Annotated in this window: 11 protein-coding genes and 1 pseudogene; 5 read left to right on the forward strand and 7 right to left on the reverse strand. The window is 72.7% G+C overall.

Features of this window, described 5'->3' with window-relative positions; all coding sequences use genetic code 11:
• Positions 1-20: 20 nt before the first annotated feature.
• Positions 21-266 carry a CDGSH iron-sulfur domain-containing protein gene (locus ACFWR9_RS38390; protein ID WP_360890804.1) on the forward strand — a complete coding sequence of 82 codons (246 nt, stop codon included), beginning with the start codon at positions 21-23 and terminating at the stop codon, positions 264-266.
• A gap of 155 nt (positions 267-421) precedes the next feature.
• Here ACFWR9_RS38390 and ACFWR9_RS38395 read toward each other — a convergent pair whose 3' ends face one another.
• On the reverse strand, positions 422-856 hold the full coding sequence (locus ACFWR9_RS38395) for a protease inhibitor (RefSeq protein WP_383851059.1): 435 nt from the start codon (positions 854-856) through the stop codon (positions 422-424).
• A 367-nt stretch (positions 857-1,223) separates the two neighbouring features.
• Between ACFWR9_RS38395 and ACFWR9_RS38400 the strand changes: the two genes are divergently transcribed.
• Positions 1,224-2,393 (forward strand): lactate 2-monooxygenase, encoded by a 1,170-nt coding sequence (locus tag ACFWR9_RS38400; protein ID WP_383851062.1) that lies wholly within the window; start codon positions 1,224-1,226, stop codon positions 2,391-2,393.
• Between the two features lie 187 nt (positions 2,394-2,580).
• Here the strand turns inward: ACFWR9_RS38400 and ACFWR9_RS38405 are convergent, their stop codons facing one another.
• From ACFWR9_RS38405 to ACFWR9_RS38425, 5 genes and pseudogenes are all read right to left on the reverse strand, one after another.
• Complete coding sequence (locus ACFWR9_RS38405; RefSeq protein WP_383851065.1) at positions 2,581-4,188, reverse strand: RICIN domain-containing protein; 1,608 nt, start codon at positions 4,186-4,188, stop codon at positions 2,581-2,583.
• A gap of 313 nt (positions 4,189-4,501) precedes the next feature.
• Positions 4,502-4,879 carry a toxin Doc gene (locus tag ACFWR9_RS38410; RefSeq protein WP_125494390.1) on the reverse strand — a complete coding sequence of 126 codons (378 nt, stop codon included), beginning with the start codon at positions 4,877-4,879 and terminating at the stop codon, positions 4,502-4,504.
• Positions 4,880-4,882: 3 nt separating this feature from the next.
• Entirely contained in the window at positions 4,883-5,131 is a 249-nt protein-coding gene (locus ACFWR9_RS38415) for a hypothetical protein (RefSeq protein WP_383851068.1), read from the reverse strand.
• Positions 5,132-5,217: 86 nt separating this feature from the next.
• Complete coding sequence (locus tag ACFWR9_RS38420; RefSeq protein ID WP_383851071.1) at positions 5,218-7,461, reverse strand: glycoside hydrolase family 9 protein; 2,244 nt, start codon at positions 7,459-7,461, stop codon at positions 5,218-5,220.
• 332 nt (positions 7,462-7,793) lie between these two features.
• A pseudogene (locus tag ACFWR9_RS38425) lies at positions 7,794-8,633 on the reverse strand (sugar-binding domain-containing protein); the annotation flags it as partial.
• Positions 8,634-8,889: 256 nt separating this feature from the next.
• Here ACFWR9_RS38425 and ACFWR9_RS38430 point away from each other — a divergent pair.
• Both ACFWR9_RS38430 and ACFWR9_RS38435 read left to right on the forward strand, forming a co-directional pair.
• The gene (locus ACFWR9_RS38430) at positions 8,890-11,268 is read left to right on the forward strand and encodes a SpoIIE family protein phosphatase (RefSeq protein WP_383851074.1); all 2,379 of its coding nucleotides are present in this window, start codon (positions 8,890-8,892) and stop codon (positions 11,266-11,268) included.
• A 106-nt stretch (positions 11,269-11,374) separates the two neighbouring features.
• Positions 11,375-12,043, forward strand: coding sequence for a DUF4232 domain-containing protein (locus ACFWR9_RS38435; RefSeq protein ID WP_383851077.1), 669 nt, complete (start codon positions 11,375-11,377; stop codon positions 12,041-12,043).
• A gap of 16 nt (positions 12,044-12,059) precedes the next feature.
• Here the strand turns inward: ACFWR9_RS38435 and ACFWR9_RS38440 are convergent, their stop codons facing one another.
• Positions 12,060-13,028, reverse strand: a complete 969-nt coding sequence (locus ACFWR9_RS38440; RefSeq protein ID WP_383851080.1) for an aldo/keto reductase — start codon at positions 13,026-13,028, stop codon at positions 12,060-12,062.
• Positions 13,029-13,171: 143 nt separating this feature from the next.
• Between ACFWR9_RS38440 and ACFWR9_RS38445 the strand changes: the two genes are divergently transcribed.
• The coding region (locus ACFWR9_RS38445) for a hypothetical protein (RefSeq protein WP_383851083.1) at positions 13,172-13,352 on the forward strand (181 nt) is incomplete at its 3' end.

A 13,352-nucleotide genomic window follows, 5' to 3' on the forward strand; every position in this document is an offset into this window, starting at 1 on the left:
GGAGGAGTTGGTGGTCGTCCGTGCCGAACTCCCCGTCTGACGACGCCCGTACGCCCGGTGCCGCGCGCCGGGTCAAGGTCCAGCGGCGGGGGCCGTTGCTGGTGGAGGGCCCGGTGGAGGTGGAGTTGGAGGACGGGACGACGGTGTTCTCCGACCGCTTCCGGGTGGCGCTGTGCACCTGCCGGCGCAGTCGGCGCTTCCCCTGGTGCGACACCAGCCACCGTGCCAGGTCCGCCGGGTCCGGTGACGGACCGACGGCGGACTGAGTCCCGTCCCGACGATTGCAGGTACCGGGAGGACGGCGGACAGCCCCACTCCGTCCGCCGTCCCCGGTGCGGGACCGCGGGCCCGTACGGTGGCGCTCGCACTCCCCAGTAGCGAGCAGCCGGTCACGCCGCACGGGCCGGGCGGCCCCGGTCTCTCAGAACGTGAAGACGCTCGCGCTGCTCGCGTTCTTCACGCACTGGTTGGCGAAGGTCCGCTCGTAGGAGAGGCGCCGGCCCTGCCAGACTCCGTCGACGGTGACGACCACGGGGGCGTACTCCCGGGTGCACATCACCCCGTCGGCGGCGGACAGGGCGTCGAAGTCTCCGCCCGCGTGGCGGAGTTCGGCGCAGGCCGCGTCGGCCGCGGGGTGGGTCCCGGTGGCCTGCGGGGCGCAGGTGAGAGTGACCGCGCGAAGCGGTGAAGTGGTGGCAGCGCTCTCTCCGTGCCCCACCGTCAGCACCAGGGCCGAGGGGGCGTAGAGCGACGCGGGGGCGGTGGCCGGGGAGGCGAGAGACGCCCCGGCGAGGGGCCCGCAGACGGCGGTGGCCGTCAGGCCCAGAGTCGCTGCCCAGCGCGCGGTGTTCCGCATTGTGTGCATCCTTCCGCTCTTTCGAGGGTGTTGATGCCGGCCCGGCTCGGTTGGTGCCGGAACGGCGAGCGCGAGTCTGCCGAGTCCGGCGCCGAAACTCATCTCGACCCCCTGGATTTCGGTAACCTTGCGTATTGAATCAGTGGCGCGAAGTCACAGAATTCGAACGTTCCAAGTCCGGAACAGAGCGGTTCTTGATCGGTTCTTGAGGCTTGAACTGGCCGAATGGCGTGATCCACGCGTTCGCCAATCGGCCTGAAACACCCCTGAAACGTGCCCGTTCACCCTGGCGGACGGCCCCGGCATACCAGCGAGTACGGTGCTGGCGACGACAGGGCCAAAGCTCGACGACGAGAGGCGACGTGGGATGGCGAAGCACTGGGCGGACTTCCAGTACGAGATCTATCTGAACGGCATGACGGGGGCCGTGCCGAGGCTGCCCACCGACCTGACCCGGCTGGAGGAGCTGGCCGAGCACCGGCTGGGCCCCGGTCCCGTCGGGTACGTCGCGGGCAGCGCGGGTGACGGGAGCACCGCGCGCGCCAACCGGGCGGCGCTGGACCGGCGGCGGATCGTCCCGCGCATGCTGCGGGACGTGCACGCGCGGGACCTCTCGGTCGAGGTGCTGGGGCGGCCGCTGCCGGCGCCGCTGGCGCTGGCTCCGGTGGGCGTCCTGTCGATCATGCACCCGGACGCGGAGCCGGCGGCGGCCCGGGCCGCCGCCGCGCAGGGCGTGCCGTACATCCTGTCCTCGGCGTCCAGCACGCCCATGGAGCAGGTGGCCGAGGCGATGGGCGACGCCGAGCGCTGGTTCCAGCTGTACTGGCCCAGGGACCGCGAGGTGGCCCGCAGTTTCCTGGACCGGGCGAAGGCGGCCGGGTACGGCGCGCTGTTCGTCACGCTGGACACGCCGCTGCTGTCCTGGCGCCCGCGCGATCTCGACCGGGCGTATCTGCCGTTCCTGCACGGCGTGGGCACCGCCAACTACTTCTCCGACCCGGCGTTCCGGGCGGGTCTGGCCAAGCCGGTGCACGAGGATCCGAACGCGGCGGTGATGCATTTCGTCGGCATGTTCTCCGATCCCGCCAAGTCCTGGCCGGACCTGGCTTTCCTGCGGGAGAACTGGGACGGGCCGATCGTCCTCAAGGGCGTCCTGCACCCGGACGACGCCCGGCTCGCCGCCGACGCCGGAATGGACGGCGTGGTGGTGTCCAACCACGGCGGCCGCCAGGTGGCCGGCGCGGTCGCGGCGGCCGACGCGCTGCCGCGCGTGGTGGAGGCGGTCGGCGACCGGCTCACCGTGCTCTTCGACAGCGGCGTCCGCACCGGGGACGACGTCTTCAAGGCACTCGCGCTCGGCGCCCGCGCGGTGCTCCTCGGCCGCCCCTACGTCTACGGTCTGGGCCTGGACGGACAGGCGGGCGTCGAGCACGTCATCCGCTGCCTGCTCGCCGAACTCGACCTCACCCTGGCCCTGTCGGGCCACGCCTCCCCTACGACCCCCGGGCCGACCGATCTCGTGGAAGGCCCGGTGTAGCCGCGACCGCGCAAACGATGCGCCGACACCGTGGACGGACGGCCCGGCGGCCACCCACCTCGGCGGCCGCCACACCACCGCGCGAGACGCACCCCGACGGCGCCCGGGCCGCACGGCCACGCCCGGCCACAGCCAACTCGCCAACGACCGGCCTCGCCCACACCCGGCACCACCGGGCGTCGCGGGCTCAGCCGCCGGGCAGTTCCACCGAGCGGGCGGCCGGGCCGTCGGTGCGGGCGATCGACAGGGAGCCTTCCGCCGTCGGCAGCGGGTCGCTGCGCCAGCGCTGGATGTCCGAGTCGTCGTGCGGCTTGACCACGACGTCGGCACCCGGTGCGCCGGTGGTGGCGGCGAGGGCTAGCTGCGGTTCGCGGCGCGGGATCAGTCGCCCCCGGTCGGTCAGGTCGTAGCGCACGTCGTCGCCCCGCTCGGTGCCCTCGTCGGCGCAGGTACCGAGAATGACGACTCCGGCGTCCGCCTGCGAGTCCAGACACAGCCCCGGGTCGGCGACGCTGCGCAGCAGCCCGTCGTCCTCGTAGGTCCACTGCTGGGTCCACGCCTCGGAGCACGCCGCCAGGCGGGCGCCCGTCCCGGCCTTGGGCTCGCCCCGGACGTCCAGGCACAGGTCCGCGCCCACGTTCCGCAGCCGGGTCCGGTCGGCGCCCGTGGGCAGCCCGGCCGCACCGGGCGGCTTCGGGCGGCTGGTGCCGGACGTTCTGCCGTCGCCGCCGACGGCACTGGTGGAGGCGGCCGGATCGGCGCCGCCGCCGTCGTACGACCACACGCTCACCACCAGCACGATGGCCAGCACTCCGGCGGAGGCGGCGCCGAGCTGCCTGAGCGGCGACCGGCCGGAACCGGGCCGGCCCGGGGCCCGGCGCACGGGGACGGGGATGCGGGCCAGCAGCCCGGTGCGTCCGCCCCGGTGCCGGGCGGCGCCCTTGGTGAGCCCGCCCAGCGTCGCCCGGCCCGGACGGGAGTCGAGATAGCGCCGGGCGCCCCAGCCGAGCACCGCTTCGGCGATCAGCGCGCCCAGCCCACACTCGAAGTGGCCGAGCTGATCGGCCGCGTGACGGCAGTGGCGGCAGTCCGCCAGATGCTTGCGGACATCCGGCAGCAGGGCGCCGCCCCGGCGGATCGGCACGTCGAGGAGACGGCTGTGGAAGCGGCAGTCCTGGCTCGGCGCAAGCTGCCTGTGGGCGTGCAGACAACCCTCGCGGAATTTCTCACGCGCCTGTTCGAGGGTGGCCGACGCGGTGTCGGTATCCATGCCGAGCAGACCGGCCGGGACACTTATGGACTCGCCTTCGACCTCCGTGTGCCACAGCAAACAACGGGCCGGTCCGGGAAGGGAGGAGAATGCCCGCGCGGCCAGTGTCCGGTTTTCCGGGGTCAAAGACTTCGCCGCCAGCATGCCGCGTCCGCCGGCGGGCTTGAGCAACTGCGGCAGAACACCGGAGGTGTCCGGGTCGGCGGCCCACTGGCGGACCGTGTCGCGCACGGCGACCAGCAGACGCGGACGCAGCGCGGTGGCCGGCTCGCCCTCGGCGAGACGGTCCAGCACCCGGTGCCAGGCAGCGGCCGTGACCATGGCGGTGACCTGCGTCGACGTGGCGAGGCAGATAGTCGCGTAGTCGTGCGCGGGCTGCCAGTGGCGTGCCATCAGCAGCGCGGCTACCCGGGCGGCCTCGTTCTCCGGGCCGTCCCGGAGCCGCGCGGCCAGCAATTCGTCGGACTCCCCGGGGTCCCCGCCCGGGGGCGGGTACGCGGGGCGAGGGGGGTGGGGGGTGGGCACTGAGATGTTCCTTCCCACGCGCTGTGACTCAGACGTTCCGATCGCCGAAAAGGGACCCCGGATTGGTGTGTACCTTCTGGGCGCGGTGTGGGGAGCGTGAATTCGCCATGGCGAAATCAAACCTGGTCTGTCAAAGCGCGGGCGAGACCCGGCCTTTACCCCCCGCACGGGTGCTTCACTCTCGCACAAACCACTCATGGTCAACAAGGCGAGCGAGCAACATCAGCCCGCCTTTGAAAGAAGGTCAGATTCCGTCGCAACTCATGAAACGGACACCGACTTTCCGTATTCTCCGCGCGCGTGCGACGCCCGGTCAGATCTGCCAGGAGCGCAGCCGGTCGGCAGCGCCGTAGACGTCGGCCTTGCCGGACATCAGGTCGCGCGCGAGGTCGACCAGGGCGCCGTAGGGCGGGTCGATGCCGGTGCCGGCGGCGAACATGTAGGCCACGGCCGTCGCGCAGGCGAAGCGCGCGTTGGCCGAGGGCAGGGGCTTGAGTACGGCGAGGGTGTGCAGCAGGGCGGCGGCCCGCCAGGCCGGGTCGGAGTCCACCCCGAGGCGGGGCGGGTCCACGCGGTGCCGGGCGACGGCGGCGACCAGCGCGGAGAAGTCGTTGACCGTGGGCTGCTCCGGCAGCACTTCCTCGTGGCGCTGGAGCAGCCACGGCACGTCGATGTGCAGGACCGGGGCCATGGGTCAGGCGGCCCGCCCCTCGCCCCGGACGTGCGGTGGTTCGTCGTCGGGAAAGGCGGCCGCGAACTCGTCGGCGTGGGCCGAGAAGAACCGGCGGAACGCCTCCGCCCCCTCCTGCAACGCCCGGTGCCGGGCTATGTCGGCGGCGGCGGCGTCCCGCACGAGCGCCTTCATCGACGTACCGCGTTCCTTGGCGATCTGCCGCAGGTCCTCGAGCTCGCGGTCGCTGAACTCCACGTTCAGAGCTGGCATGCCCCCACGGTACCGCTCCGGTACTGACCCGTAAATAGACGCAGGTCAGAGCGGCATCGAAGCGGTACCGAGGGGCACGGAGACGGTCAGCCCTGGTCCGCCACGAAGGAGGCCGTCCGGGCCAGCGCGGCGTTCCAGTTGATGGTGTGCTCGTTGGTCGACCAGGACTGAATGTCGTCGATGAAGCAGAACTGGCCGACACAGCCCTGGAGTCTGCTCTGCGCGTAGGGGTCCTGGATGCTCGAGTTCGGCCCGCCGGACAGGGTGCCGTCGGGCGGGTTGGGCAGCGCGGGGTCGAGCTGGTGGGCGTACCAGCGGCTGTGCTGGTTGTGCGCGTTGACCTCGCCGTAGCCGGTGACGTACGACATGTTCAGCGCGTTGCGGCCCAGGATGTAGTCCATGCTCTGGACGGCGCCGTCACGGTACTTGGAGCCGCCGGTGATGTCGTAGGCGGTGGCGAGGACGACCGCGTTGTTCAGGACCTGGTGACTGGAGCCCCAGTCGTACAGGTTGCCGTCCGGGGCGTAGGGCATGCCGTACGGGTGCGCCCGCAGGGTCGCCAGGTAGCCGTCGGCGCCGCGGACGACGGAGCGGCGTACCTCGTCCCGGCCGGGGAGCCGGTTCGGGACGGTCGCCAGGTCCAGCCGGGCGGCGGCCGCCGTGCGCGCCCAGTCGAAGCCGATCGGGCCGAAGATGTCGGCGGTGTGGACCGGGGAGTTCAGCACGTACTCCCTGAAGTCCCGCTCGCCCGTGGTCAGGTACAGCTCGGCCGCCGCCCAGTAGAACTCGTCGTCGACCCGGCTGTCGGGGTAGGCGCCGCCGCCGATGCCGTCGCTCTCGTCGGCGAGCACGTCCGGGTGGGCCAGCGCCGCCGCCCAGGCGGTGCGGGCAGCGTCCAGCGCCTTCGCGGCGAACTCCCGGTCGTAGGAGCGGTACAGACGGGCCGCCTGTGCGGCCGTCGCCGCAAGGTTCAGGGTCGCCGCGGTGGTCGGCGGGTGCAGTTCGCGCTTCTGCGGGTCGTCGCTCGGCAGCAGCGGCAGCCCGGTCCACTGCTCGTCGTGGATCTTGTGGTGGGCCATGCCGGCCAGCGGCTGCCCGTCCGGTACCTGCATCTTCAGCAGGAACTCCAGTTCCCAGCGGGCCTCGTCGAGGACGTCCGGCACATTGTTGCCGCTCTCGGGGATGTCGAGGGTGCCGTCACCCAGCTTCGAGGGTTCCCCGGTCCGGGCGTGCAGCGAGCGCTCGTGGGTGCTCAGCAGCTCCCAGGTGGAGATGCCGCCGTTGACGACGTACTTGCCGTGGTCGCCGGCGTCGTACCAGCCGCCGGAGACGTCGAGGCTGTAGTCGCACACGCCGGGTTGGCAGGGCACCTCGGTGTCGCCCAGGTTGGGTGCCACGCCCACGTGCCCGGCGGGGCGGCCGTAGCCGGGGCGCAGCTCGTCGCTGATGGCGAGGCCGCTGCGCTGCGTGTAGTAGTACTTCGCGGAATCGGTGCGCAGCCGCTCGTACGCGGCCGTGCCGATGTCGAACGGGCGGCTGGTCTCCCCGTCGGCGACCAGCGTGTAGCCCTCGCCGCGCTTCTTGTGGCGGCCGAAGTCGATCGAGTGGACGTTCTGTCCGGAGGAGGCGTCCACGCCGCGGGGTGTGCTGCGGCCGTGGGCGACGACCCGGCCGGCGGCGTCCTTGAGCTGCCACGGGAGGGCGGCGGTCGCGTCGGTGACGAGCGTGGCGTTCTTCGGTCCCGACGGCAGGTAGCCGACCTGGTTGACGCGGACCCGCGGCCCGGTGTCGGGAACGTGCGGCTCGGGCTCCACGCCGCCCAGCAGGGACACGTCGTCCACGCAGAACCGCCAGGCGTCGGGCGTGCCGCCGAGCTGGAGGCCGACCTGGCCCTGGGTGGTGTCGACGGGCGAGGTGAAGGTGTACGAGTAGGTGTCCCCGGAGACGCTGAGCTGCGGGCTGACCTCGTAGTACGTGTCGTACGGGGACACCGCCAGGCCGACGATCGCGCGGACCACGTGGTCGGCGGGCGTGCCGGTCGCGGTGAAGGAGAACCGGTACGACTCCCCCGCGACCAGGGTGATGTCGTTCTGGCCGATGGCGGCGTCCCAGCGGTTGGTGGTGCCGCCGGGCGCGTCGGCGCACAGCCGGCCGTCGGACACGGCCGCCGTGACGTTGCTACTGGCCCACCAGGATTCGGTGCCGTTGTCGAAGGTGCCGTTGCTGACCTGCTCGGTCTCTTCGGCCCCGGCCGGTGCGGCGGGCAGCGCGGTGACGGCCGCCGCCAGCAGGGCCGTCAGGGAGATGAGCGCGGTTCTGCGTCTTTTCACGTCCGGGCTCCTCGGGGGAGGTGGCGCTCGCCGTGATGGGAGCGCTCCCAAATGCGGTCGCAGGCCATGCTTGTGGCAGACATGACATGCCGTCAACGGTCCGGACGGGACTGGTTTCCCGTCCGGACCGGTGCGCGACGGCTCAGACGGCGGGCGCCTCCAGGCGGCTGACGCGGATGGCGCCCGCGCCTCTCCGGGGTGCCGGCTGGTCAGCGTGAGCCGGACACTCGTGCCCCGTGCCGCGTCGAAGGTGATCACGGTGGGCGCGTCGGACGACGTGGCCCAGTCGGTCTCGGTCCCCTCGGCCGCGTGCCAGGAGCGGCCGTCCCAGACCGGGGATGTGCGACGGTGAGTTCGTGGGTCTCGCTCGCCTCCTCGGTCACACGGGCCGTGGAGGCGGCGCGGGCCACCGTGCGTCCGTCGGCGTCCTCGACGGCCGACCCGACCTCGACCTCGCGCGCGGTGCCGGAGGTGTTGCCGACGGCCGTCTCCACCCGGACGACGGCGCGTTCCGCGCTCACCCGGGGCGTGGTGACGTACGTGCCCCAGCGCCGTACGTGCACGGGCTCGGTGACCACGAGGCGGGCCTCGCGGTAGATGCCGCTGCCGGAGTACCAGCGGCTGCTCGGCAGCCGGTTGCGCACCTGCACCGCGAGGACGTTCTCGGTGCGGCCGTCGGTGTGCACCAGGTCGGTCAGGTCGAGGGCGAATCCGGTGTAGCCGTAGGGGTGGCGGCCGGCCTCCCGGCCGTTGCAGTGGACGCGGGCGTCCATGTACACGCCGTCGAACTCGACCGAGATCCGCTTGCCGGACAGGGCGCGCGGCAGGGTGAAGGCGAGCCGGTACCAGCCGAGGCCGCCGGGCAGGAAGCCGGTCCCGCTGGTGGTGCCGTGCTCGGTGGTGGGCGTCTGTTCGATGCTCCAGTCGTGCGGGACGGCGACCTCCCGCCACGACGAGTCGTCGTACGCGGGGTCGGCGGGGGCGGTGGAGCCGTGGGCGGACCCGTCCGGATTCGCCGTCCGGATTCGCCAGCCGTCGCGCAGGGCGACGGTCCGGCGGCCCGGGGCACCGCCCGTCGCGTCCGCGGCCGACGCCGTCGGGGCGGCGAGGACCGCCCCGGCCGCGGGCGTGGCCGCGGAGGCGATCAGTACCGATCTGCGCGTGACCGTCATGACGCATCTCCCTCATCGGGGCCCAGAAGTACTCACAACTGATCGTGACCAAACAGATTCTGACGTCTCGGCATACGCGTTCGCCAAGGCCACGGAAAGCACTTTCTGTCGCGGGCGGCCCGACCCGCCCGGTGACCCCCGCGCCCATGGAGCCGCGTGGGCCCGTTGGTTCGGGTCCGCGCGGGGCCCGGACGCACTAGGCTGGGAAGCAGGTGACGCGCTGTTCACTGTGGGTGTGCGCAATGGAGTGGCGACGATGAGTCCGGTCAACCCGTTCGACGATGCCGCCACCGCCCGCGTCGTCGTCGACGACTCCGGCACCTTGCGGGAGTGGAACGAGGGCGCCCGCCTGCTGCTCGGCCACCCGGCCGCCGACGTCGTCGGACGCCCCGCCGGCGCGCTGCTGGCCGACGGCGCCGAGCCCACTCCCCCCGGGCGCGACGACGACCAGTGGAGCGGCATCCTGGCGCTGCGGCACCGGGACGGGCACACCGTGTCGGTGTGGGTGCTCGCCCACCGCAGACCGCAGCAGGACGACTCGGCGGACACCTGGCTCGCCGTGGCGCCCCTGGAGGCGGGTCCCGAACCGGCGGACGACCCGCTGGTCAGAGCGGCGCTGACCCAGTCGCCCTGCGCCATGATGATCTTCGACGACCGGCTCCTGCTGCGCGGCGTCAACGACGCGATGGCACGGCTCGTGGGACTGCCGCAGGACCGGCTGCGCGGCCTGCGGGCCACCGACATCAGCGGCCGTCGGCAGAACAGCGAACTCGAACGGCACATGCGGCGGGTCCTGGAGTCCGGCCGCCGGTCCGACATGCAGACCCACCCCAGGGCCGTCGGCGAGAGCCGCGCCCACGCGTGGAACGCCCGGGTCGCACCCCTGACCGACCCGGACGGCCGCGTGATCGGCGTCTGCGTGAGCGCCCACAACGTCACCGAGCAGCACCTCGCCCGGGAGCGGCTGCAACTGGTCAACGAGGCCAGCGTGCGCATCGGCACTACGCTCGACGTCACCCGTACGGCACAGGAACTGGCGGACGTGTGCGTGCCCGCGCTCGCCGACTTCGTCACCGTGGACCTGCTGGACCCGCGCGAGAACGGCGGCGAGCCCGCCACCGTGGTCGAACCGCCGGTGGCCCTGCGCAGGACGGCCCAGCGGTCGGTCTCCCCGGACCACCCCCCGGCGGTGGCCGAGACCGGCGAACTGGACGTCTACCCGGCCGGTTCGCCGGAGGCCGAGTGCCTGCTCTCGGGGCAGGCGATCGTGGCCTCGGAGACCTGCGGCGACCTCGAACACTGGCTGGAGTGGGACCCGGTCCGGCTCCAGCGGGTGCGGGAGTTCGGCGTCCACTCCGTGATGTCGGTGCCGCTCCAGGCCCGCGGCACCACCCTCGGCGTGGCGGTCTTCACCCGGTTCCGGCACCCCTACCCGTTCACCCACGACGACGTCCTGCTGGCCGAGGAGGTCAGCGCCCGCGCCGCCGTCTGCATCGACAACGCCCGCCGCTACTCCCGTGAACGCGAGGCCACGCTGACCCTCCAGCGCAGCCTGCTCCCCCGGTGGCTGCCGCCGACCGCCGCGGTGGAGGCGGCCTCCCGCTACCTGCCGGCGGCCCGCGCGGGGGTCGGCGGCGACTGGTTCGACGTCATCCCGCTGTCCGGGATGCGGGTGGCCGTGGTCGTCGGGGACGTCGTGGGCCACGGCATCCAGGCGTCGGCGACGATGGGCCGGCTGCGCACCGCCGTCCGCACCCTCGCCGACATCGACCTGACGCCCGAGGAGCTGCTCACACACCTCGACGACCTGGTGGTCCGGCTGTCCGAGGAGTCCGGCGAGGACAGCGCGGGCGAGGTCGGCGCCACCTGCCTGTACGCGGTGTACGACCCGGTCTCGCGGCACTGCGCCCTGGCCCGGGCCGGGCATCCGGCGCCCGTCCTGGTACCGCCGGACGGACCGCCCCGGCTGGTCGGGCTGCCCTCGGGGCCGCCGCTGGGCGTGGGCGGGCTGCCGTTCGAGTCGGCGGAGCTGGAGCTGCGCGAGGGCAGCGTGCTGGCGCTCTACACCGATGGACTGATCGAGAGCCGGGACCGGGTCGCCGACGCCGGCCAGGCGCTGCTCCGCGAGGCGCTGGTGGCCCCCGCCGACTCCCTGGACGTCGCCTGCGACCGCGTGCTGCGCGCCCTGCTCCCGTCGGGCAGCGCGGCCGACGACGTGGCCCTGCTGCTGGCCCGCACCCGGGGACTGCCCGCCGGACAGGTCGCCACCTGGGACATCCCCGCCGACCCCTCGCTGGTCGCCCCGGTGCGCAAGCAGGTCCTCGAACAGCTGTCCACCTGGGGTCTGCTGGAGGCGTCCTTCACCGCCGAACTGGTGGTGAGCGAGCTGGTCACCAACGCCATCCGGTACGGCTCCCCGCCCATCCGGCTGCGGCTGATCCACGACGCGGCCACGCTGATCTGCGAGGTCTCCGACACCAGCCACACCGCGCCGCACCTGCGCCGGGCCAAGACCTGGGACGAGGGCGGCCGCGGTCTGCTGCTGGTCGCCCAGCTCACCCAGCGCTGGGGCAGCCGGCACACGACCGAGGGGAAGACGATCTGGGCGGAGCTGGGTCTGCTCGACGAGGAGTGAGTCCCCCCGTTTCCCGGGCGGTGTGACGGGACACTCGCAGGAACAGGGCGTACGGCGCCGCGTCGGGCCGCGCTGTGCGTGAGACCTGACGGGAGTGTGGAGAGCGATGGCGAACACGTCCCAGCCGGTGCGCCGGACGGCCCTGCTCGCGAGCGGGGTCGCGCTGCTCGGCCTGCTGAGCGCCTGCGGCACCGAGAGCGGTACGTCGAGCACCCCGCGGCCCTCCGAGTCCGCCCGCACGACCGAGACGGACCCCGGGGCCGAGACGGACCCCGGTACCGCGACCGACACCGCGCCCGCGGTCGGCACCGCGCCGAGCGACACCGCGGGGTCGGCCTCCGCCTCGGCCCGTACCGACGGCCGCTGCCACACCTCCGAGCTGCGCGCCACGGTCGGCCGCGTCGATCCGGGCGCCGGCCAGCGGAACTTCCCGGTCGTGCTGACCAACACCGCCGACCGCAGCTGCACGCTGTACGGCTATCCCGGCGCCGCCTTCGTGGACGCGTCCGGCAAGCAGCTGGGCCCGGACCCGGAACGCGAGCCCGCCTCCCCGCAAACCGTCACGCTGACGCCGGGCGAGAGCGCCTGGTCCGGGCTGTCGTTCTCCAGCCCGCAGATCAGCGGCGCCCGCACGGCCACTCCGGCGGCACTGCTCGTCACCCCGCCGGACGAGCACGACCCCCTCAAGGTGAAGTGGACCGCCGGTGAGGTCCCGGTGGGCGGCGACGAGTCGTCGGTGTCCGTCACCGCCCTGGACGCGGGCACGGGCCCCTGAGGCGCCGGTTCCCGGATCAGTGGCCGGCGATCGGGTGGGGCGCGTAGGGGCGCTCCAGCTCCTCGATCTCCTTCTCACCGAGCGTCAGTTCCACCGCTGCCACGGCGTCGTCGAGGTGCCCGGGCTTCGAGGCGCCGACGATCGGCGCGGTCACCGTGTCCCGGTGCAGCAGCCAGGCAAGGGCCACTTGGGCGCGCGGCACTCCGCGCTCGCCGGCGATGCGGGTGACGGCCTCGACCACGGCCCGGTCGCCCTCCTGGTAGAGGGTGCTGCCGAAGTTGTCGGTGGCACTGCGCTCGGTGGCGGTGTCCCAGTCGCGGGTGAGCCGGCCGCGGGCGAGCGGGCTCCAGGGCAGCACGCCGACGCCCTGGTCCGCGCAGAGGGGGAGCATCTCGCGCTCCTCCTCGCGGTAGACGAGGTTGTAGTGGTTCTGCATCGACACGAACTTCGTCCAGCCGTGCCGCTCCGCGGTGTACTGCATCTTGGAGAACTGCCAGGCGTACATCGAACTGGCCCCGATGTAACGGACCTTGCCCGACCTCACCAGGTCGTGCAGGGCCTCCATCGTCTCCTCGACCGGGGTGTCCGGGTCGTAGCGGTGGATCTGGTAGAGGTCGACGTAGTCGGTGCCCAGCCGCCGGAGGCTGTGGTCGATCTCCGTCATGATCGCCTTGCGGGACAGTCCGGCGCCGTTCGGTCCGGGTCGCATCCGGCCGTTGACCTTGGTCGCGAGCACGATGTCGTCGCGGTGGGCGAAGTCGCGCAGCGCCTTGCCGACGATCTCCTCACTGGTGCCGTCGGAGTAGACGTTGGCGGTGTCGAAGAAGGTGATGCCGGCTTCCAGCGCCTGCCGGATGAGCGGACGCGAGGTCTCCTCGTCGAGCGTCCACTCGTGCGTGCCGCGGTCCTGGACTCCGTAGGTCATGCAGCCCAGGCAGATCCGCGACACGTCCAGGCCCGTCGAACCGAGCTTCACGTACTGCATCGTTGCTGCTCCTGTCTTCGGGATCATCCGTACCGGGCGAGCGTACGTCTTCGTGCGGGCTCGAACTCCCGACCCGATATTCCGGCGATAACGCCCGCGGCTAGGTTTCCGGCGACCCTGTCGCTCCCGGTGAAAGGCATCCCGTGAAGAAGCTGGCATCCGCCCTCCTCGCCGCAGTTCTCCTCGGCGGCGCGTCCGTCGCCGCCGCACCCGCCGCCTCGGCGGCCGCCCCGGCCGGGGGGCCGCGGGCAGCTTCGGCCGCGCGCGCGGCAGGCGCAAAACCGGGTGCTGCTCTGAACAACCGACAAAAAAAAAACTTAGGTG

This window comes from Streptomyces sp. NPDC058534, assembly GCF_042717365.1.
GTDB lineage: Bacteria > Actinomycetota > Actinomycetes > Streptomycetales > Streptomycetaceae > Streptomyces.